This window comes from Pseudoalteromonas ruthenica (genome assembly GCF_008808095.1).
Taxonomy (GTDB): Bacteria; Pseudomonadota; Gammaproteobacteria; order Enterobacterales; family Alteromonadaceae; genus Pseudoalteromonas; species Pseudoalteromonas ruthenica.
Map to the genome: position 1 here is coordinate 2,095,094 of NZ_CP023396.1, position 21,811 is coordinate 2,116,904.

The 21,811-nt window shown below is 48.9% G+C and carries 21 protein-coding genes; 5 read left to right on the forward strand and 16 right to left on the reverse strand.

Annotated elements, in window-relative coordinates:
• Positions 1-107: 107 nt before the first annotated feature.
• Both gmhB and PRUTH_RS09830 read right to left on the reverse strand, forming a co-directional pair.
• Complete coding sequence (gene gmhB, locus PRUTH_RS09825) at positions 108-653, reverse strand: D-glycero-beta-D-manno-heptose 1,7-bisphosphate 7-phosphatase (protein ID WP_045979633.1); 546 nt, start codon at positions 651-653, stop codon at positions 108-110.
• Complete coding sequence (locus tag PRUTH_RS09830) at positions 650-1,696, reverse strand: glycosyltransferase family 9 protein (RefSeq protein ID WP_045979634.1); 1,047 nt, start codon at positions 1,694-1,696, stop codon at positions 650-652. The genes gmhB and PRUTH_RS09830 overlap by 4 nt, the downstream gene beginning before the upstream one ends.
• Before the next feature lie 133 nt (positions 1,697-1,829).
• Between PRUTH_RS09830 and PRUTH_RS09835 the strand changes: the two genes are divergently transcribed.
• A complete protein-coding gene (locus PRUTH_RS09835; RefSeq protein ID WP_045979635.1) occupies positions 1,830-2,555 on the forward strand; it encodes a 3-deoxy-D-manno-octulosonic acid kinase in 726 nt (241 codons plus the stop codon).
• On the opposite strand, the gene PRUTH_RS09840 is transcribed toward PRUTH_RS09835, so the two are convergent.
• Positions 2,550-3,659 carry a glycosyltransferase family protein gene (locus PRUTH_RS09840; protein WP_151173174.1) on the reverse strand — a complete coding sequence of 370 codons (1,110 nt, stop codon included), beginning with the start codon at positions 3,657-3,659 and terminating at the stop codon, positions 2,550-2,552. The genes PRUTH_RS09835 and PRUTH_RS09840 overlap by 6 nt on opposite strands.
• A gap of 179 nt (positions 3,660-3,838) precedes the next feature.
• Here PRUTH_RS09840 and PRUTH_RS09845 point away from each other — a divergent pair, with 179 nt between their 5' ends.
• Positions 3,839-5,398 (forward strand): capsule assembly Wzi family protein, encoded by a 1,560-nt coding sequence (locus PRUTH_RS09845; RefSeq protein ID WP_151173175.1) that lies wholly within the window; start codon positions 3,839-3,841, stop codon positions 5,396-5,398.
• A gap of 49 nt (positions 5,399-5,447) precedes the next feature.
• Here the strand turns inward: PRUTH_RS09845 and hldE are convergent, their stop codons facing one another.
• Both hldE and PRUTH_RS09855 read right to left on the reverse strand, forming a co-directional pair.
• The gene (gene hldE, locus PRUTH_RS09850) at positions 5,448-6,893 is read right to left on the reverse strand and encodes a bifunctional D-glycero-beta-D-manno-heptose-7-phosphate kinase/D-glycero-beta-D-manno-heptose 1-phosphate adenylyltransferase HldE (protein WP_130148583.1); all 1,446 of its coding nucleotides are present in this window, start codon (positions 6,891-6,893) and stop codon (positions 5,448-5,450) included.
• Between the two features lie 5 nt (positions 6,894-6,898).
• Entirely contained in the window at positions 6,899-7,483 is a 585-nt protein-coding gene (locus tag PRUTH_RS09855; RefSeq protein ID WP_045979639.1) for an SIS domain-containing protein, read from the reverse strand.
• Between the two features lie 134 nt (positions 7,484-7,617).
• Between PRUTH_RS09855 and waaA the strand changes: the two genes are divergently transcribed.
• Positions 7,618-8,880 (forward strand): lipid IV(A) 3-deoxy-D-manno-octulosonic acid transferase, encoded by a 1,263-nt coding sequence (waaA, locus tag PRUTH_RS09860; protein ID WP_151173737.1) that lies wholly within the window; start codon positions 7,618-7,620, stop codon positions 8,878-8,880.
• Positions 8,873-9,421, forward strand: a complete 549-nt coding sequence (locus PRUTH_RS09865) for a DUF1415 domain-containing protein (RefSeq protein ID WP_022946496.1) — start codon at positions 8,873-8,875, stop codon at positions 9,419-9,421. Before waaA ends, PRUTH_RS09865 begins: the two co-directional genes overlap by 8 nt.
• Here PRUTH_RS09865 and PRUTH_RS09870 read toward each other — a convergent pair.
• The 6 genes from PRUTH_RS09870 to proB all read right to left on the reverse strand — a co-directional run bounded on the left by PRUTH_RS09870 (position 9,402) and on the right by proB (position 15,343).
• Positions 9,402-10,172, reverse strand: a complete 771-nt coding sequence (locus tag PRUTH_RS09870) for a MipA/OmpV family protein (protein ID WP_151173176.1) — start codon at positions 10,170-10,172, stop codon at positions 9,402-9,404. The two genes, PRUTH_RS09865 and PRUTH_RS09870, sit on opposite strands and share 20 nt — an antisense overlap.
• A gap of 130 nt (positions 10,173-10,302) precedes the next feature.
• Positions 10,303-11,001, reverse strand: coding sequence for a DUF3581 family protein (locus PRUTH_RS09875; protein ID WP_022946498.1), 699 nt, complete (start codon positions 10,999-11,001; stop codon positions 10,303-10,305).
• Between the two features lie 140 nt (positions 11,002-11,141).
• A complete protein-coding gene (gene gltX / locus PRUTH_RS09880) occupies positions 11,142-12,620 on the reverse strand; it encodes a glutamate--tRNA ligase (RefSeq protein WP_151173738.1) in 1,479 nt (492 codons plus the stop codon).
• Positions 12,621-12,748: 128 nt separating this feature from the next.
• Entirely contained in the window at positions 12,749-13,108 is a 360-nt protein-coding gene (locus tag PRUTH_RS09885) for a glutaredoxin family protein (RefSeq protein ID WP_022946500.1), read from the reverse strand.
• Between the two features lie 54 nt (positions 13,109-13,162).
• On the reverse strand, positions 13,163-14,152 hold the full coding sequence (locus tag PRUTH_RS09890) for a GGDEF domain-containing protein (protein WP_151173177.1): 990 nt from the start codon (positions 14,150-14,152) through the stop codon (positions 13,163-13,165).
• Between the two features lie 84 nt (positions 14,153-14,236).
• Entirely contained in the window at positions 14,237-15,343 is a 1,107-nt protein-coding gene (gene proB / locus PRUTH_RS09895) for a glutamate 5-kinase (RefSeq protein ID WP_151173178.1), read from the reverse strand.
• Positions 15,344-15,465: 122 nt separating this feature from the next.
• On the opposite strand from proB, the gene PRUTH_RS09900 reads away from it, so the two are divergent.
• Positions 15,466-16,410, forward strand: coding sequence for a DMT family transporter (locus tag PRUTH_RS09900; RefSeq protein ID WP_045979711.1), 945 nt, complete (start codon positions 15,466-15,468; stop codon positions 16,408-16,410).
• Here the strand turns inward: PRUTH_RS09900 and PRUTH_RS09905 are convergent.
• From PRUTH_RS09905 to PRUTH_RS09925, 5 genes are all read right to left on the reverse strand, one after another.
• A complete protein-coding gene (locus PRUTH_RS09905; protein WP_151173179.1) occupies positions 16,314-16,907 on the reverse strand; it encodes a class GN sortase in 594 nt (197 codons plus the stop codon). The two genes, PRUTH_RS09900 and PRUTH_RS09905, sit on opposite strands and share 97 nt — an antisense overlap.
• On the reverse strand, positions 16,900-18,999 hold the full coding sequence (locus tag PRUTH_RS09910) for a marine proteobacterial sortase target protein (RefSeq protein WP_151173180.1): 2,100 nt from the start codon (positions 18,997-18,999) through the stop codon (positions 16,900-16,902). Before PRUTH_RS09910 ends, PRUTH_RS09905 begins: the two co-directional genes overlap by 8 nt.
• A 28-nt stretch (positions 19,000-19,027) precedes the next feature.
• Positions 19,028-19,744, reverse strand: a complete 717-nt coding sequence (gene pdsO / locus PRUTH_RS09915; RefSeq protein WP_022946505.1) for a sortase-associated OmpA-like protein PdsO — start codon at positions 19,742-19,744, stop codon at positions 19,028-19,030.
• Positions 19,745-19,919: 175 nt separating this feature from the next.
• Positions 19,920-20,777 carry a glutamate racemase gene (gene murI, locus PRUTH_RS09920; protein ID WP_151173181.1) on the reverse strand — a complete coding sequence of 286 codons (858 nt, stop codon included), beginning with the start codon at positions 20,775-20,777 and terminating at the stop codon, positions 19,920-19,922.
• Positions 20,778-20,811: 34 nt separating this feature from the next.
• The gene (locus PRUTH_RS09925; RefSeq protein ID WP_151173182.1) at positions 20,812-21,666 is read right to left on the reverse strand and encodes an HDOD domain-containing protein; all 855 of its coding nucleotides are present in this window, start codon (positions 21,664-21,666) and stop codon (positions 20,812-20,814) included.
• Positions 21,667-21,811 lie beyond the last annotated feature (145 nt).

Genomic DNA, 21,811 nt, shown 5'->3' on the forward strand with positions numbered 1-21,811 from the left:
AACAAAGTTAGGGGTATTGTAAAAGGTTACACGTACAATTGCATTGTTTGTACACGCGGTTGGACCACAGCACAGCGTGGTAACCCATCCCGGATGTAAAGATTCCCTCACAGCAGTGCAGGCACATCAGCGAGCGCGTCGCAGGTGTAATCGGCATCACTTTGCGCCTTTTGGTCAAACTTTTGGCCGCTACGCACCAACACTTTAGTGCCAATGCCACAGCGCTGTGCAGCTTGGATATCGCCATGTTTGTCACCGACCATGACACAGTGCTCGGGGTCGAGGTTAAACGCAGCAATGCCGCGTTGCAACATGCCCGGTTCAGGCTTACGACAGCCACACTGCTGGCGGTAGTCGCCTATCCCCTTAGTGGGGTGATGAGGACAGTAATACACCTCATCAATGCGCACATCGTGCTGTAAAAACTGCTCTTTCATCCAGGTAGTAAGTTCAGCAAATTGTTGTTCGCTGTAATAGCCACGGGCAATACCCGATTGATTCGTGACAATTATCAGTCGATAGCCACGCTGTTGAAAACTGCGACAGGCGGCAAACACGCCCGCAATAAACTCAAAATCTTCGGGTTTGTGGACATAGGCATGGTCGACATTAATAACGCCATCGCGGTCTAAAAAAACGGCTTTATTGCTCATAATCGGTGCTCGTGTACAACTTTATCAAACATCGCGGTCACAGCTTCAACACTAATGCGATGCATTAGCTCACCTTTAACCCGCGTGCCCCAAGGTAACTGCTCAGCAGGCTTACCATGCTGTTCTTTAACCGCGTCAAAATAGCTTTCCACTACGTACTGCTGCGATAGGTAGGGCCCGGTTCGCTTCGGGTTTGAGTGCGCATATAGGCCAATAACGGGTGTGCCTTGGGTCGTTGCCATATGCGCCGGACCGGTATCGGGAGCCAGTACTACGGTGGCCAAAGCCAACACGCAGGTCAGCTCTTTAAGCGAGGTTTGGCCCACCAAATTATTCACCTCAAAATCGCACTGGCTGATAATATCAGCGGCTAAAGCGCGCTCCATGTCGGTCGGGCCGCCAGTGAGTGCCACCTTGAAACCTTTACTCGCCGCATACTTGGCAACAGCAGCATAACGTTCAGGTAGCCAATTACGCTCCGCTTTACTTGCCGCAGGGCTTATCACCAATAACGGATCGCCATTGTCGCCCACCAGCTCAACTGCTTTGGCTTTATCTACCCCGCTCAAGGGCAACTGCCAGTGCGGGGTAAAATCTTGCACCCCTAATTGCTCGGCAAATTGCATAAAACCTTCGAGCACATGAGGTTCACTCTTAGCGTCGATGCGTTTATTAATAAATAGGCTGTGCAGTTCTTTTGAGCGTGCTTTATCGAAGCCGATTTTCACCCTAGCTGGAATACAACGGCTAACCAAGCCCGCTCTAAAAGCCACTTGCATGTTCAATAACACGTCAAAGCGCTGACCTTTGAAGCGTTGCTTTAAAGCTTTAAAAGCAGCCCTTCCCTGCTTTTTATCAAACACCACCAGCTCGACCCCCGGCAATCCTTGCAACAGCATGGCCTCAACCTTGCCAATCACCCAAGTAATCTTGGCATTAGGATGCACTTTTTGAATCGCTTGCACGGCACTGACGGCATGACACACATCGCCAATCGCAGACAAACGAAGGATACAAATGGATTGCACAGACTCTAGCGGCACGCGGTATTTCCTAATAGCAATTAATCTTCGCAAATGGTAAAGCAACCCCAGCGCAATGCAAGCGTGAAGCGGTTTAACCTGACTCCAAAAGCAGCTACACTAGCGCCATTATTTTGTTTGCCTTGTAACACTCATGCATACTCGCCCACTTTCTTCCAAGCACACGCTATTAACGTACAAATACCCAGCCCAATCTGTGCAGGAAAATTGGTTCGAGCCGACGTTTTGGTTAAAGCAAAATAAGGTCTATGCACAAAAAAGCGGCCGAGCAACCACCTATTTTTTCGAACATCAGGGTTTACGGGCAGTGCTTCGCCACTATTGGCGCGGCGGATTGATTGGCAAGGTGCTGAGCGATCAGTATTTTTATACTGGTTTAGCCAACACCCGAGTATACAAAGAGTTCGCCCTCACCTGCCAACTTCATGAACAAGGCCTGCCTGTAGTTGAACCCATAGCTGCCATGATTCGCCGCAACGGCTTAATTTACCGGGGCGACATTATCACCCGGGCACTACCAGGGGCGCAAAGTTTGTGTGAAAAGCTAGTTGCCGCGCCCCTAGAAGATACGCTGATAAGCCATATCGGCACCACCCTGGCTCGCTTCCATCAAGCCGGGGTGTATCATGCTGATTTAAATATTAATAATATTTTGTTTGGCGCTGACAACCAGGCCCATGTTATCGATTTTGATCGTGGCGAGCTGCGCATTCCCAAGCAACAATGGCAGCAGCAGAATATCGCCCGCTTACAACGTAGTTTCGCTAAAGAAGCCGCTCGACAGCCCAGTTTTCATTGGCAAGAACACCATTGGCAACGCTTAGAGCAAGCTTACCTCGATACCCTAAACGCTCTATAACGCCAACAACTCTTGAAATTGCTTGGCAATGAAATCTTGGCTATGCAATTGCGCACGCCCCTGCAAAGCGTTTTGTATGCTTGCCCACTGCTGTTCATCATTGAGCAGTGCTACCGCTTGTGCAGTCAGCGTGTTACGGTTTAACGGCGCAGCATGCACTAACCCCTGTGCAGAGCACATTGCTAGGCGCTTAGGCTGATCTTTAGAAACGGGCGCGGCAACACAAGGGAGCTGCAAAGCAATCGCTTGTAATAAAGCATCGCCGGCACTCAGCAGACCCATCTTGGCATTAGCCAGTAAAGCAATAAACTCAGCATTACTCAAGCCACCGACAACATGCACCAAGGGGTCGCTCGATACAGGCAAAGCGTCAGGGTAATTAGCCCCAAATACGACCACCGTCGGGATATTTAAGCGCTCACTTAACTCTTGTGCAGCCTTATAAAATACATCGGCACAGACTCCTTGCTCACTCAGGTGCCCGCCTGAGCCGGCGTTAACAACAACGTATTGACCCGCTTGAACCCCTCTATCGGCCATTGCTTGTCGTGTTGATTGAGCATCAGGGAGCGCAAAGTAAGGGCCTATGTTGATTGGCTCAACTAAGTTGAAACAGCGAATTTTAAGGCGTTCCAACCAACTTAGTGGTTCGATGCAAAAGTCTGGCTGCACCACCCAGTGCTTATCAATACAATCAACGCGATTTAGCTTGAGCCCTTTTGCGCGCTTTTTAGCGTGCTGAGAAATAAACACAACCTGGGCTCCCGCTGCACGGGCACTGCGCATCTGCGATGCTCTTCCAGCACAATCAAAAATCACGACATCGGGCTTATAATCTTGGATTAACGCACACACACGCGTATTTTCTTTTGTCGGCGACTGCACCAGTAAGGTGGTATTGAAGGGACAGGTACTGGCGTACTTGGTGTGCTGATTAAGAGCAAAATGCACATCAATAGCATCCGCGTAGCGCTGCTTTAAACTCAGGGCTAGGGTTAGAGAACGTATATATTCGCCGATACCTTCAGTGGATGAGACCGGAATGAATAGCAGCCGTTTTACACTTGTTGGTGCTATTGGGCTAATGCGCTCGGAATGTTCCATTTACTCCACATTCTGGCTTGCGTTAATCGCCTCATTATATAGGGGGTTGATGTAGTTTTCGATACCCTCACGGTCGCTGTATTGAATATTTAATAAATTATCAAAGCGTATTTCAACTGCTGCAAACTCACTATTAGCTTGGTAGACTACCCGCTCGTTTTGTATTAGGGACTAATAACGTGCGCTTCTCTACTTCTTCATTATGCACTTTTTTGTGTTTAGTTAGTTCTTCAGTTTTTGCTGAGCCTTGGGTTAAGCCTGATGATTATGGTCTTCGTGCAGATATCCAACGCCTTGCCGATGCCGGTGTAATCTCAGCCCCGGTAACCACATTTCCACTTATGTGGAATAGCTTTATCGACGAGTTGCGCGCGGCACCGGTTGCGTCATTAAGTGCTGAGCTTCAAGATGCGGCACTGCGTGTACGTCACCGCTTTGAATCCGAAAATGGCCAACCTCACAACTTTCAAGTGCATAGCTTTAAAGCCACCGACCCCCGTGCAGTCACCAGTTTTGGGATGAGCCACTCTCAGCAAACAGAAATGCTTGCAAGTTACAGCTACTTGGGAGAGAACTTTGCGGCAAAACTGGCAGTTAATCACCGCGAAGACGGACGTAATTGTTATGTCAAAGATAAAGGCCAAGCGGATATCGTGGCCAATGAGCAAGCACTCGAGCAATGTGATGACACGACTTTGGACCACAGTTATATCGCTTATCGTTTAGGAAACTGGATATTTCGTGCCGGTGCGGTTGAGCAGTTTTGGGGGCCGGGTATTGATAACAGCTTGATTATATCCACCAACGCCAAGCCGCTACCAGCGATTAGTGTGAGCCGTGAAAAGGCCACCGCGTTTGAGACGCCGTGGCTAAGTTGGATTGGTCCTTGGTCATTTACCGCACAGATGGCGCAACTTGAGTCAACACGGGTCGAGCCTGATGCGATGCTATGGAGCACCCGCGTTAATTTCCGCCCGCTACAACAACTTGAAGTCGCTTTATCGTGGTCAGCGCAATGGGCAGGTGAAGGCCAGCCAAGCTCCTTAGGAGACTTTGTTGATATGATCTTAGGTAAAACCGAATGTGCAAACGGCGCTGACAGCTGTACCTCTGAGCAGGAGACCAAACTCGGTAACCAACTTGCGGGGCTCGATGTGCGTTGGTCAGACACGCTTTTTTCTCAGCCTTATGCCTTGTATGTCAGCACAATTGGAGAAGATGCAAGCAGTTACTTTAAACCGGCAGACAGAGCTTATGTCTTTGGCGCCCAAACCAGCGCATATGCATTCGCGCAAAACCTGACTTTTAACCTGGAATATATCGATACTGGCGTCAGCTGTGCCGCCGAAGCACCGGATATTGAAAACTGCTATTATGAGCACTCTATTTATCTATCTGGCTATCGTTATCAAGGACGGACTATTGGCTCGGCTTACGATAACGACACGCAATCTTGGGTATTTACTGTTTTAGGCCAACAAAGTAATGGTCATGACTGGCAAGTCAAGTTGCGCCAAATCGACTTTAACAGTGACAACAGCGATCGTTACCCCAACAACCCTGACCTTGGTCATAGCATTACCAAAACACCGATTGATAGCCAGCAGCTGGAAGCTCGCTATCGCTTTTTAGCGATGAAAGGACGTTTCACTGTGGGTGGCGTTGTTGCTAACAATGATACCGTTGAGGGCTCAGAAACAGACACCAGCGCATACTTAAAGTTTGAATACAACTTTTAAACCTGACTCATCAAAAAAGGAGCCGTAGCTCCTTTTTTACTGTCCTTTTTTACTGTCCTTTTTTAATTCGCTCTATCACGTTGGAAGTTGAGCAACCATCGAGAAACTCCAGCACTTCAACATGGCCGCCATGGCGCAGCACATGTTCGGCCCCTGCAATTTCTTCTACGTTGTAGTCTCCGCCCTTGACTAAGATATCCGGGCTGATTTGCTCAATCAGTTTTGCCGGCGTGTCGCCCTCATGCTCTTTGCCGAAAGGGATCACCCAGTCCACAGAGTTCAGCGCACTCAATACCATGGCCCGCTCAGCTAAAGGATTGATAGGACGTTCAGGCCCTTTCAGCCGAGCAATGGAGTCATCGGTATTTAAGCCAACAACGAGCCTGTCTCCCATGGCTTTCGCTTGTGCCAAATAGCGCACATGACCGGCGTGGAGGATATCGAAGCAACCATTGGTGAATACAATTTTCTCACCATTTTGTTTCGCAAACTCAATATGCTGGATTACGGATTCAAAAGGCGTTTGGTAATGCTCGCCATTCGCACGCAGGTACTGGCCTAGTTTTGCACTGAGCTCCTCAGGCGACACGGTAGCCGCACCTAGCTTACTCACAGCAATACCCGCTGCTAAATTGGCCAGCTCTACTGCATCAGAATCTGGCATTCCTGCCCCGAGCATCACCGCTAAAGTTGCGATTACAGTATCGCCAGCGCCTGTGACATCACTCACTTCTTGCACTTGTGCGGGATAGTCGTGTTTAGCGCTGGCACTAATCAACGACATACCTTGTTCTGAGCGAGTCAGCAACATCGCGCCAATTCCCGCCTCTTTTATTAATGCCCGCGCCGTATCAGTCAATGCCTGCTCGCTGCTGGCATCGCCACCGGCGAGCTTAAACTCATTTAAATTAGGCGTGATGTAGTCAGCACCACGGTATAAGCCTAACTGCGGCGACTTAGGATCTACCAATACGGTTTTTCCCGCATCTTTGGCTACCCGGATCATAGCCTCAATGAGCGTCAATGAGCCTTTGTTGTAATCTGAGAAAACAATGAAATCATAGTCACCCACCACACGCTCTAAACGATTCAACAATAACTGCGAATGCTCTTTAGAAAACTGTTCTTCTTGGTCTAGGCGCACCACTTGCTGGTGTCGACTAATCACCCTGAGCTTGGCTATCGTCGGCAATTCCACAGCATGGACTAACTGTGAGTCAATGTGTTCATCAGCAAGAATGCGCTCTAGAATTTGACCACTTTCATCCTCACCAATAAGCCCTAGCAGGCCTACCTGACCATCAAGGCGCGCGATATTCTTGGCAACATTGGCAGCGCCACCGGCTTTGTCTTCAAGCTGGTTCACTTTGACCACCGGTACCGGCGCTTCAGGGGAAATACGCCCGGAGTCACCATGCCAGTATCGGTCAAGCATGACATCCCCAACCACCAAGACCTTGGCATTGTGCAGCTGTTTTAACAGACCTAAATCCATGTTGCTTACTCCGCCACTAGCATATCTAGGGCTTCACACAACCAGTGGCCGATAAACATATGGGCTTCTTGGATACGCGCGGTCTCATCATTGCTGATGATAATGGGAAGTTTAGCAATATCTTTAACGGTGCCGCCTTCACGGCCAGTCAAAGCCACGGTATAAGCACCGATGTCGTTGGCCGCTTGGAGCGCAAGATTGATGTTAGCGCTGGTTCCCGAAGTCGTCAGGCCAATAACCAAATCCTGTGGTTTACACAACGCCTGAACTTGACGCTCAAATACAGTATCAAAATGATAGTCGTTAGAGTGCGCGGTTAAAATCGAGGTATCCGTTGTCAGGGCAATGGATGCCAGTGGCCCACGCTCTTTTTTATAGCGCACCACAAACTCTGCAGCGAGATGCTGTGCATCTGCGGCGCTGCCACCATTACCGAACCAGATCACCTTACCACCAGCAGCTAGTGTCTGATGACAGGCGCTCAACAATTGCGATACTTGCGGTTGGTATTGTTCCATGGTGTCGAATAGTGCGCGGTGGCGCGCAAGGCTATCGAGGTAAGTGTTGGCGGCGTTGTCAATATTAGCCATAAAGCGTCCTCATTCACGGGTTTATCGGCATTATTCCAAAGAGTACTGATAAATGCACGTTTTTGTCAGCCAAGCTTTGGCTTGCCCTATTGCCTGCGGTACACTTTAGTCGAATTTTACAATTAGGCTTTATCGTGTTTGCCCGTTTTCTTTATTCGCTTGTTTTAGTACTACTGATCCCCATAGCCTGGGTATACCTGTATTGTTTACGTGGTCGTAAGAACCCTGGTTATCGCCAACACTTTGGCGAGCGCTTTGGCTACACTCAGGCCACTGGCGATATTATTTTGCATTGCGCCTCAGTCGGTGAAGTACTTGCCAGCGCACCACTGATAAAAGCCTTGCTCGGTGCCAAGTACCGCTTAATCATTACTTGCAACACCCCCACCGGGCGTGAGCAAATCACCACTTTATTCGCCGACGCCATAAGCCAAGAACGTTTAAGCTGCTGCTACTTACCGTTCGATTTGCCTTGGTGTCAACGGCGCTTTATCCGTCGTACACAAGCAAAAGTACTGTCTATAATAGAGACCGAACTGTGGCCGAACTTATTAAAGCAGGCGAAACAAGCAGGTTTAGCGACCGTGATTATTAACGCGCGGCTGTCGGCGAAATCCGCCAACGGATATGCCAAAGTAGCTCCCCTCACTCGAGATATAATGCGCCATATTGATGTGCTTGCCTGCCACCATCATGATGACGCCGAGCGATTTGTAAAGCTGGGTCTGGCCCAGCATAAAGTGCATGTTACCGGCTCCATCAAGTTCGATATCACCGTCAGCGAAAAGCACCAACAACAAGCTCAGCAATTGCGCCACAAGTTCAATAAGCCCTTTGTTTGGATTGCCGGCTCCACTCACCCTTGCGAGCCGGAATTACTCCTTCAAGCACACCAGGAATTACTGAAGCAGCAGCCCTCGGCTTTACTGATCATTGCCCCGCGTCATCCGGAGCAATTTGACAATGTTGCCACCGTGCTTAAACAGCAGAATTATGATTTTTGTCGTCGTAGTCACAACGACTACCAAGGGCAGAGCGTCATGCTCGCAGATACTTTAGGAGAGCTGACCATGCTTTATGGCTGCGCTGACCTCGCTTTTATCGGCGGCAGTCTTATCGCGCGCGGCGGACACAATCCATTAGAAGCTTGCGCCCACGCCATTCCAGTTTTAACAGGCCCCCATACTTTCAACTTTGCCCACGTTTACCCAGAGCTCATCAAGCAAGGCGGTGCGCAGCAAGTGCAAGCCGATAACTTAGCAGCACAACTGATCGCACTCAGCCATGACCCTCATAAGCGCCAACAAATGGGCGCGATAGGTCTTAATGTAGTGAAGAAAAACCAAGGGGCGATAGCGAAAACATTGGCGATTATAGAGGAATACACTGATGTCTAACTGTGTTGCAGCCATGCGTGAATGGGTCAGTGCGGTCATTGTTAAATACAACTTTTGCCCGTTTGCTCGCAAAGAAGTCGAAAGCCAACGCATTCATTATCACCCCAGTGATGCCGTTAGCGTTGATGAGGCGGTGCTTGACACCCTAGAGCAGTGTCGTGTGCTTGATAACGATAGCGACATTGAAACCACCTTGGTGATTTTTGCTAAGGGTTTTAACGACTTTGATGATTTTCTCGAGCTGATAGATTTAGCTAATGCTTTATTAGTTGCACAGGGCTTTGAGGGCACCTATCAATTAGCCCACTTTCATCCGCACTATGTATTTGCTGACGCCGAGCCGGAGGATGCCGCAAATTACACTAATCGCGCGCCCTACCCGGCCTTACATATTATTCGCGAACACAGTATGGAGCAAGCACTCGCACAGTACGATGACCCTGAAAGTATTCCCGAAAACAACATTCGTTTGGCTCGGCGTAAAGGTAGCCGTTTTTGGCAGCAACTGTTGCAACACTGCACTAACGCAGCCGATAAGTAAAAAAGACCATTAACTGGTGCGTATAATGTGTCGATACTAAAGGGCTGTGATAAATTTCATCGTCCCAGAATTCGCTTCGGTAAGCGGCTACTGCCTGCCATTGCGGTGCGAATTGATAACTCAGGGCAACACGTGCAAAAGGGTTGATAGCGCCTTGGGAGTGATACTCCGTGCGCCCATACTGTGGGGCAGCTTGCACCTTACTTACACCATAAAAGTGTTGGGTATAATCTTCACTGAGCAACCGAACTCCGAATCTTGTGTGTACCCGGAGCTTGTCACTCAACTCCCAAGGAGACAGCGTGTAGGAAACGTTTGCCGCCAGCGAACTGGATTCATTGCTAATATCTTGGGCAAAACGGGCCGAGAAGCCATGATAGTTGAGCGCCATAGTTGCGACCAGCTCGCCACTAGGGTCGTCATAAGAGGTGAATACAGGGTCGTCAGAAAGGTCGCTTTTATATAACAAAACACTGTCGTAGCTGGGGTCGCGAAAGTTAAGGCCCATATCAATACCGACTTGGCTATCCAACACGCGGTAGCTCACCAACCCTTGGTCAACACCAAAGCGCCAACGTCCATATTGAGCACTTACAAACGGCAGTGACTGATGTTGTGTTGCCATTCCAGCCCAAGGGGTTGTGATAATGGCTCCGCCAGCACCGAGGGTGACCTGCCATTGAGTAGACTGCTCAGCCTGAGCCTGCACGGCGACTAACAAGAACCAGGCAGCGTTCAATACTTTTTTCATTGTTCGTATCCTGTGATGAGGTTGAAGTGTCACTGTAAAGAGCAACACCCCATTCGACCTGTGCCAAATGTCACTGGATGCGAAAAAAGACAAAAAAAAGCGCCTTCAGGCGCTTTTTATCTGTGCTTTATTACGGTTTCAATGCCGCTTTGCGTTCGTTATAGCCGCGTATCAGTTCATCCACCGTGTCCTGACAATACTCACGAATCCCCGAGACCAGCATATGCTTTTCTCCACGACCCACAACTTCACCCTGAGCCAGTAAATCAAAGCGCAAAATAATCTTGCCGCGCTTACCTTCGTAGGTAAATACATGTTCGGCTTCGCGCAGTTCTGGAGCTGTTACTGCTAGAGTATCCATATGAATACTCATTGATTCATAAATGATCATTGGCCGCGCAGGGTTAATCATTACACCTTGCTTTGCCATCAGTGGCACAACCACATGGGGAAAGGCCTTTCCCGAGAATTCAACATAGTTTTTGATCAGCGCATTGGTCAGGGTTTTACATTGGCTGTTTTCACCCTCACGCTGCACGCTTAGATAGCATTTGTCGCCGTCTTTAATATCGAACTGTGCTTCTCCTTGCGGCATGCTTAGCTTTACACCCTCATCGACCATATTGGCGAAGGTGAAGTGCATTTGCTCATTAATTCCATATTTATCGAGTACCACCGAGAACAGTAAATCCCCAGGCACGCAAAATTTCTTCGCCTCGACATCATGTAATGGGTTGAAGTCATCGGCGACCGCTTTGGCAAATCGGCTGCCTTGCTCACGAGAAATGCACACATGGGTACCAAAGTCTTGATAAAACTGCTCTAACATACCTGCTCTGCTTTAGTTCAAAAAAACTGCGGCAGTGTAACAAAATTTACGCATGGAGAGGTCGAATCTGTTGCAATTTATGGAAAAAAGGCACAAAAAAGCCGCAGCATAACAGGCTGCGGCTGTCTTTTTGCCAATGCTTAGTTAAAATCGCGGTAGGCTTTTTCTAGTTTCTTCGCTTGCTTCTTAGATACACCAATGTGCCCTAGCGCTACACGCAACCGTGCTCGCGACATATCAGAGCCAAGAATTTCCATCGCATCGATCACCGATGTAGATGACTTCTTGCCCGTAATAGCAACAAAAATAGGCTCTAAAAAGTCTTTGATCTTCAATTCATGGAAGGTCGCCACTTTTTTCGCAATAGCAAAGATCGCTGACTTTTCCCAGGTGCGCAGTGTTTCCAACTCCCAAATAAAGAACTGCAGTGCTTGGCGCACCACATCTTCTGGCGCTTTACCATCGGTTAATAGCGCAGGGTCATATTCAGGCATCCCGGCGACAAAATGCCCGGCCAAGTCGACTAAGTCAGAGAGTGTATCAATACGGGTTTTCGCTTCAGGTAGTATGCGCTTTAGCGTATTAGCGTTATATTTCCAGTCGACAAAACGCGTAATCAGTTGCTCATCGCTAAACTCTTCACGTAACCAAGTGCCATTCAGCCACTTTAGCTTTTCCACATCGAATACCGGACCACCCAGAGAAACACGTTTCATATCAAAGTGTTCAATCATCTCAGCGAGGGTAAACTTTTCTCGCTCATCAGGCATCGACCAACCCATACGACCCAAGTAATTCAATACGGCCTCAGGAAGGAAGCCCATTTCCTTGTAGTAATTAATAGACGTTGGGTTTTTGCGCTTTGAAAGCTTTGACTTATCAGGGTTACGCAGCAAAGGTAAATGCCCTAATACCGGCGCTTGCCAACCAAAATCTTCATACAGTTTCAGTAGCTTTGGTGCCGAGTTAATCCACTCTTCACCACGGAAAATATGGCTAATTTGCATGTGGTGGTCGTCCACCACGTTAGCTAAGAAGTAAGTAGGGAAACCATCTTGCTTCAATAACACCTGCATATCGACATTTTCCCATGGGATTTCAATCTCACCACGCAAATAGTCATTGAAAGTAAAGGTGCCTTGCTCCGGTATTTTCATGCGGATCACATAAGGCTTACCAGCATCCAGGTTGGCTTGAATTTCTTCTTCGCTCAAAAGTAACCCACGCCCATCGTACTTAGGACGCAAGCCTTCGGCCATTTGCTGCTCACGCATTTGCTCAAGCTCTTCGGCGCTGGCAAAACAATAAAAAGCTTTGCCCTGCTCCACGAGCTGGTGTGCATACTTTTTATAAAGCTCTGAGCGCTCTGACTGACGGTATGGGCCAAACTCACCACCGACATCCGGTCCATGATCCCATTGCAGGCCTAGCCATTGTAGGCTGTCCATGATCGCCTGTTCTGATTCTGCGGTACTGCGCACTTGGTCAGTGTCTTCTATACGCAATACGAATTCACCGCCTTGCTGCTTGGCAAAACAGTAGTTAAACAGGGCAATATAGGCAGTGCCTAGGTGCGGGTCACCCGTAGGTGAAGGGGCAACACGGGTGCGAACACAGATGTGGTCAGTCATGCTAGCTTCTCTTTCAATTAGCAACAAAAATTTGCTGCAAATGCTAGCACAAAGGGGCAAAACTTCGTAGTGGAAAACGCCGCAATTGCGGCGTTAACGATAAATAGAATGGTTGCTTAAGCAGCTAAATCATCAAGGTAGGCAACAATGTCGGATGATTCATACAACCAGCGCACCTGCTGGTCTTGTTCAATACGTAAACATGGCACTTTTACTTTGCCCCCTTGCTCAGCAAGCTCTTGGCGGTAAGTGTCATTGTTTTTAGCGTCCCGCGTTTGTATTTTTAGGCCGTTACGCTTAATCGCGCGGCGTACTTTGACACAAAAAGGACAGGCGTGAAACTGATACAATGCCATATTCGCGGTTTGCGCATCTAACTGCTGCTGCGCTTCAGCAGGACGTTTTTTACTGCGCGGAGTAAAGACAAAATTAAAGAACAAAATAATACGGCCTAGCAACCAACGTACAAACTTCATAAGCACTCTCAAACAGAAAAATTCGGCGCAGAGTTTAGCACGCTCTGAAAGTGGTTAAAATAGCTCCAACATATCGTCGTCTAGATCATCGTCGCCTGCACCCTTGGGATTATCAGGAATATTTAAGCTATGGAAATCGACCACTTGGTTGCGGCCATTATTTTTCGCACTGTAAAGAGCTAGGTCGGCTTTATGCACCAGCTCAGGGACCATTGAGGTGTTATCAAAAGCACAAAAACCAGTGCTAATAGTCAATCTTTTCACCTGCGGAAAGGTAAAATCAGCCACAGTTGCGCGCAGTCGCTCTAACACTTGCATCGCTTGGTCTTTATTATCGCACAGCAATAGCACGGCGAACTCTTCGCCTCCATAGCGAAACACATAATCCTCACTGCGAAAGCTCTGTTTTAAAATTCGCGCTACGAGAATAATAACCTCATCACCAATCACATGGCCGTAGGTATCATTAACGCGTTTAAAGTGATCAATATCGAACATGGCAAGATACCATTGGCGCTCAAGTTCATTGTCACGGCGCTCAGCAAAGCCGTCGCCATTGATGATGTCCATCACCTGTGAGTCAAAAGTTTGCCGGTTAAGCAGTTCAGTGAGTGGGTCTAATCGCGAGCGATACAGTAAATACAGCTGGTTGGCGTAAATATTAAGAATATTAGTGATCACGAAGGGGGAATCATGCGTCAGCGCGAAGTCACTTCTGCTTTGCACAAAACCTATCACTGCACCAAGATGGTAGATAGGAAAGTAGACATATTGTCCTTGGCTACCACTAATGCGCATGCGCTCAGCATCAATTTTTGCCACTAACTGCTGAGCTTGTTCATCATTGAGTATTGCGGCTGAGCCCCCTGAATAGCTGCATCGTATGTGGCCCTGCGAAGTAAATTGTTTATTCATGTACAGAGCAAAATTGTTATCGGCAAACACCTGGCTAAGTATATCAATAAGCGCTGCATCCAACGCACGTTCACTTTGTTGCTGCGTTAGACGAATGATCCATTGATGACCACAGGAGTTACTTTGCATAGGCGCTTGTTTTGCTGCTTGATTCTCCTAAGTGTAGACGAACAAAAAGAGTTCTGTGCCCAGTGCACAATGACTGTGTGCAGGCTAAACACTGTCAGTGAAATTGATAAAATCATCGCGATGCACCAGCATAGCGCCATTACTGTAGCCCAAGGTTTCGACGATAGTTTGCTCTTTATGAGCCAGCAATTGGGCCACAGCCACACTGTCATATCTCGCCACGCCTTTGCCTAAGTTAAGCCCTTGCTCGTCACACAAGGTGATGACATCACCACGACTAAACGGCCCCTTTAATTGCGTTATACCAACCAGAAGTACACTGGCCCCACCTTTTGCAATCGCTGCTGCCGCACCGACATCAAGCACCACCTTGGCTTTGCTCATCGGCCCTGCTAGCAACCACAGCTTGCGACTGCGCCGAGGTGCTTTTAAGCTCAATACCCGGGTGCCTGTTTGCTGCTGCAAACAATTTATAATGACATTCTGGCCATGTCCTGCACTGATCACCACATCCACACCACCGTGACGGGCAATACTCGCAGCTTCCAGCTTAGTAGCCATCCCCCCTGTGCCCACAGTACTGCCCGAACCTCCTGCTAACGCCTTTACCTGATCATCAATATGGCGGATTTCCGCAATCAGCTCGGCATCGGGGTGGCTGCGCGGATCGGCGGTGAATAATCCAGGCTGATCAGTTAACAATAACAAGGTATCAGCGCGAGCTAATATGGCTACCTTAGCGGAAAGGTTATCATTGTCGCCCACTTTAATTTGTGTGGTTGCGACGGCATCATTCTCATTGATGATGGGCACCGCTCCCTCTTGCAATATAGCTAGCAACGCATCACGAGCATTGAGGTAGCGCTCGCGGTTTTCTAAATCCGCTTGTGTCAGTAACATTTGCCCCACGGCAATCGAATAAAGCGCAAATAGGCTTTGCCAGGTATGCAGCAGCTGGCTTTGCCCGATAGCAGCTAACATCTGTTTTTGGGCCAAGGTCTCAGCACCAGGCTGGCGGCCCAATAATTCTCGCCCCGCTGCAATCGCCCCGCTGGTGACGATAATTATACGATGGCCTTGTTGCTTCAATTGCGCGCACTGGCGCACTAAATCAACCATGTGCGCTTTATCTAGGCCTCGGCCATGATTGGTCAGCACGCTGGTGCCCAACTTAACGACAATAGTTTGCACTTCATTGCTTCACTTTGTGGAAATAATGACTAATTATTACCCTAGGACTAGGCGCACAAACAAGTTAAATTAATTCAAGTGTGCTAGCATCGCCGCAATTTTGCTTAACCCCACGTTTGTTTATGCCTGCAAGCTTATGTTTAATTATTGCCACCTTCTTATGGGGCAGTTCTTTTATCTCGCTAAAGTATGCCATTGGCGTGTACGACCCAGCCGTGGTTATTTTCTTGCGTATGCTCACCACTCTAGCTGTAAGCCTATGCCTGTGGCGTTTTATTACGCGTTTTGATTATCGCCAGGGTGACTGGAAGTACCTTGTGTCGATGAGTTTAGCCGAGCCTTGCCTGTATTTTCTATTCGAAGGCCACGCTATGGAGCACACCTCAGCATCACAGGCAGGGGTGATTGTGTCGTGTTTACCGCTGATTGTCGCTGTACTGGCATTTTTTATGCTCAAGGAGCGTATCAGCCGCGCCATTATTGTCGGCTTCACGCTGTGTATCGGTGGCAGTATTTTGCTCACTATGCTCTCTCCTGCCTCTGAGCATGCGCCCAACCCCATTGTTGGCAACACCCTAGAGCTACTGGCGATGCTCTGCGCCGCTTATTACACTGTGAGCGTAAAACACCTCGCGGCGCGCTACTCACCGCTGAGCTTGATTGCTTTGCAAGGTCTGGCAGGCTCACTGTTCTTTGCGCCATTTTTGCTTTTTGTAGAAGTGCCGCAGAACCATGATCCCATTGCCTTTGCCCATATCCTCTATTTAGGCACCTTTGTAACCCTTGGCGGCTATGGCATGTATAACTATGCCATCAGTAAAGTATCGGTGCTCACTGCCGCCGCCTACTCAAACTTGATCCCTATTTTTACCCTGTTGCTCTCTGCCATTGTGCTCAGCGAGGTACTGACTCTGGGTCAATGGTTAAGCATTGCCGTGGTGTTCGCTGGGGTGATGATAAGCCAACGACATCAGGCGATTGTCGTTGACTTGGAAGAGGAAGAAATCAATGAGGCAGAAACTAACAAGCGCAAATCCGTGCCAGAGGCGGGCGAATTAAAAGGGTAGCACGTCACCAGATGCAAACCGGGAGCACTGGCCGCTGCGGTCTGCTCCTGGTGCACCACTTGTTTTTGCTCAATGCGATAACTTAATTGACGACCATCAGCGAGCGACAACACCAGTGTGTCGCCCACCTGCACATGGCGTAAAAAAGCAAAGTGGGTATCATTATGCGCAGCAATCACGCTGCTACCATCACTGCCTAATGGGCTCGAGGCCAAAGCATGAGCGGGGCCGAACGCCAAATTTCGGCCGCTGGCTCCGGCCAGCACATAGCGCTCAAGCGCTAAGTCCGGCACACTGAGCTTTGCCACCACATGGGTATCAGCATAATACCAAGGCGCGACTGCGGCGCCTTGGCGTATCAGGCTTTGCTGCCAAGCTCGCTCAATAAGGTGCTGAGCCAACCATGCTTTGGCTTGTACATAGCCCCCTTGAGTAAAGAGCAACAACCCCAATGCAAACACCCCATAAAGGGCGTAACGCCCCTTCTGTTTACGCATGTTGACCTCGCACCTTAAGCCAAGCGGATGCAATCACCATCAGCACCATGCCCAGTAGTACATGCCACAATGACTGACCATCTGTTTGCGCAAAGCGCATAAGACGCTGCCCCTGGGCCACAGGGTTAGGCACTTGCTCATCATGCATTGCCGGGCTTTTAGCTGGTGTTTCATCAACCGCAATAAAGGCGGTGAATGGGCTTAACAGCTGATGCTTCAGCGCTAATTCCAAGACTTGCTCACGCACCGCTTGCTGTTCATTATAAAGTAACAGTGAAGCTATTTGTTGACGCGCCCAGACTCTCGCAATGGCTTCGCTACGCTCATAATTACGCGCACTCTCATGCATCGGCATACTCAGACGTAATGGACCATGTTGCGACGTGGCGTTAATGTGGATATCTTGCTGCTGACTGTCGAGCTTAATTGCCACCATTAACGGCTCGCCAAAATAAAGATCCGGTAGCGGTTTGGGCCAGTAGTCTAATTCACCACTGCGCGCCCCAGCGAGATGCAAGTCTCTCAGTGCAGGGTTGGCAAGGCGTGCTATCAATGCTTGCATTTGCGCTTGCACCTCAGAGCCATCACTAATAAAGGTGTAGCTACCACGACCCACTTGCGCAGCGCGGCGCATAAAGTAGCTATTGGGCGCACTACCGATGCCCACCGTAAATAAACGGCTATCGCCTAATCGCGCTTTAATCAAATCAAACAGCGCTTGCTCATTACTCACGCTACCGTCGGTCAAAAACACCACCTGACGAACAAACCCCGGGTGTTGCTTAGCGTCTAGCGCGTGATGCAACGCACCGACTATTTCGGTGCCGCCATCGGCGTCAAGGTTATAAACAAATCGCTCAGCCTCATTGCGGTTAAACTCATTAGCCGCCACGGCACTGGGCCGGAATAAACGCGCCGTAGAGTCAAAGTCAATGATATTGAAGCTGTCATTTTCATTCATGTTGTCCAGCGCATAAAACAGTGCCTGTTTTGCCGCCTGCATGGAGCTGCCATGCATTGAGCCGGAACTGTCAATCACGAAAATGAGCTCTCGCGCTAAACGCTGCTGAGCGCTAAATTCATCGCTTGGTGGTAGTAGCATTAACAGCCCATAATCACCACTTTGCGCTGTCTGCCTAAAGAAAGCGGCACGTGCTTTATCGCTTTGCTCCACCTTGGCACGCAGCACAAAATCGCGGTTCATAATTTCGTCACTCACTAAAAGCTGGTAACGACCAAAGCTAGGGTTGCGAATATCCGCCTTATAATGAGGGGTGCGAATGCTGTGCAGTGCGAGGCCAAAATCGATATCTACCTGCAGCTGCAACTTCGGCTGTGTATTGGTTATTGGCTGCTGACCGGTGGCTTGTTGAACAAAACGCGGGCTCATCCAGCCTGACACTAACTCTGCTGCCCCACTTGCAGTCGCCCCTGCGGTCGCCCCTGCAGTCGCCCCTGCAGTGGTTTCTAGTCCAGGGCTGCTAAGCGTTGCGACCTTATCAGCCCCATCAAGACGATACTGCCTTGGGTGATAACGAGGCGTGAAGGTCATCGGCAAACGCACGCTGAGCTGGGCATCGCGTAAAGACACCATTTCTTGATACTGCAAGGTAATGCGCACTTGCTCACCGGGGCCGAGGTTAGCCAGTCGCGAGGTAAACATATTGGCACGTTGCTGGTTAACTAGAGCCGCACGCTTACCGGCACGTTTAGCCGCTTGATACTGACGCTGTGCCGCTTGTTTCTCAGCAATTTTACCGACAATTTTGCGCTCTCCCACGGTCATAACCATGGCGTGTACCGCACTCTCACTGGGCAACGGAAACACATACTGGGCATTGACCGCAAACGGATGACGATTGATAAAAGTTTGCGTTACCTCAACATGGTTAATTAACCCAGTAATACGCATTTTTGCTTGGGTATTCAGTAACACTCCGGGCGCTACATGGGCGCCATGCGCATCACTTAAGCGCAGCTGCGCTTTGTTGTTTGCATGACTATCATTACTGGCTAAAGCTGGCGAACATAGAAGTAGAGAAAAAAGGCCCACAGCGAGAGCTGTGAGCACTTTGCTAGGACTACTCAACATAATCGGGTCCTCGTGATGATTGGCAAACTTAGTTTTTAGCCATTTGGCTTTGCGTCGCACCACGGGCCGTTAATGTTACGCGACGATCGAAGAAGTTAGTTTCATATTCATTGCCGTTATCGACCAGTTTCTGCTCACCATAGCCTTGAGCATAGAGTTGTTCGCCACTCACGCCTTGGTCAACAAGGTAAGCCTGTACTGCATCAGCACGACGCTGCGATAAACTCAGGTTTGCGCTTTCATCGCCCTGAACATCGGCATAGCCGTTCAAGTTCAGGCTCAATTCTGGCTTACGCTTAAGGATTAAAGCGAGCTGGTCAAGCTGCTCGGCGAAATGTGGCTCGATACGCGACGAACCCGAACGAAATTGCACCGTCATTGCCAGTAAGTTATCAATGCGCGCTTGTTCTAAGCGATTTTGTTCATTTTCTAATGCGTCGATTTGCGCCGTCAGTGAACGGTTACGATCTAAGGTGCTACGCAATTGTTGGTCAGTGTCTTTATATTGGCTGAGCATCACTTGTTGTGATTCAACGGTGTTCTCTGCAGCTTCTTTCTCGCCGATGATGCCGCCGATAAATGCGCCTGCGAAAGCGCCAATCGGGCCACCGACTACGGCACCAATGGTGGCGCCCGTGCCAAGTCCCCATGCTGTTTCTGAGGCCATTTCTTTTTTCTCTTTCGCCATCGCTGGTGCAGCCATTAGGGTTGAAATAAGTGCAGTTGCAAGTAGTTGTTTTTTCATCGTCTTCATCCTTCAATACTTAATTTGGTTGGTGTATTGCAAGCAACAAAGTGGTTGGTGACTGTGCTGTCTTGCTTAGGAGTTATTAAAACAAGACACAGTGGCAACAAAGGGGAGCAAAAAAGGAAAAATGAAGGGCAATTATGGCAATAAAATGGCAAGTCTGAGCGCCAGCTTAAAATGGTAGTGAAACCACCTCTGTAGAGACGTTTTGCGGCCATAAACACCGCAGCTGATGATGAAAATAGTCGGGGCAAGCGGAAGTTGCGAAGCGTGTTTCCCCCACTTTAGAGGCCGGATTAATTGCTTGGCTGGGTAAGCACCGTTGCAGTTGCAGGGCCACCGCTTGCTCGGTGGTCAGCACACCAATGTGTGGGCCATATAGCTTGCGCAAGACAGGAGCAATAAAGGCATAGTGTGTGCAACCCATCACCAAAACATCGGCTCCTTGGTCAATCAAGGGCTGCGCGTAGCTGTGCAGCAGTTGCTCCACCTTTTTGCCACTCAGTTGCAATTGCTCTATGGTGCCTGCCAGCTCAGGGCAAGGTTGGAAAATAATACGCCCAGAGGCCTCGCCTTGGCGTTGACACAATTGAATGAATCGTGGCGAAGCCACGGTATTGGGTGTTGCTAACACCCCAACCACCTTGGTTTTGCTCAATGATAATGCCGGTTTCACGCCGGGCTCAACACCCACAATAGGCAGCGTGAATTGTGCTCGTAAGGTATCAATGGCTGCCATCGTCGCAGTATTGCAAGCCAAAACAATCGCACTGGCCCCATGCTCGCATAAGTAAGAAGTAATACGCGAGCACCTTGATATCACTTGCTCAGGGCTTTTGTCGCCATAGGGCATAAAGCCACTGTCCGCAACATAGTGAATATCATACTGGGGCAGCAATTGTCGCACTTGTTGGGCAATGGCAAGACCACCCACGCCAGAGTCGAAAATACCGATAGAAGAGAGGAACAAAATAGCGCGCTCAGGGTTACTAAGGCGGCCAAGTGTAGAGCCTTTATGACACAAAGCCAAGCAACAAAAACCGGCTTAGCCAGGTATTTAAAGGTTACAGTTGCTTGTCTATAAAGTACTCTTCGACATCATCTTTAATATCGAGGTAATCGTCATTTTCGAGGTCGAGCACGGCTAAGGCCGACGCCTCAAAGTACTGCCAATCCTGAGACGGTGAAAACCGCCGCTGTAAATGCACGAAGTTTTCCGCCATTTTCAACGTTGCCATGGTCATACGCAGAGTTTCATCTTGGCAGCTATTAAAAAAGTGGTGATCATGGTGGCGTAAAATAAGCTGGCAGGTGTCTTTTGGTAAGTTCCAGGCACTGGCCAAGTAATAGCCAATAACGGCATGATTAGTACGATAAGCCATTTCTTCATAGGCCACTAAACTACAGCTATGATCGCTGTTTGCTTGCTCTAACACATTGATATAGTCCGGATACTGAACGGCTAAAGCAGGGATCCCTGCATCATGGAATAAACCGAGCATATGTAGATTTTCGGTGGGCACTCTAGATTTAATCTTTTTGCCAATTAATACTGCCATATCAGCCACTTCCGTGGCTGTGTCCCAAAACCGCTCTAACTTGATGCAGCACTGATGTTGTGAGTAGGCTTGCTTTAGTAAAAACCCTGTCACTAACGTGGTAATACTGTCGAGACCAAGAAACATTACCGCTTGGCGAATATCAGTGATTGACCTTGCCAAGCCATAGCAAGGAGAGTTTATCACTTTTAACACCGCCGCTGAGGTGGCCACATCTTGGGAGATGAGCTGAGCAATATCATGCAATTCAGGCTCTGGCTGTTCAAGGCTATGCTGTAGCTGGGTGAGCAGCTCGGGTTTGGGAGGTAAGCTAAAGCCGCGCTCAACATCTTGTAGCACGGAGCTGTCAATATTTATCATATTCAATGCACTCGTAAATGGGTTATCGCCATCCACTAGCTGAACCTTGCGTTAACGAGATAATAGTTTAGCTGGTTATTTTTTACTACTATTTTGTTAATTAAATTTTAAAAAGCAATACAAAATAACTATTATCTATATGCAT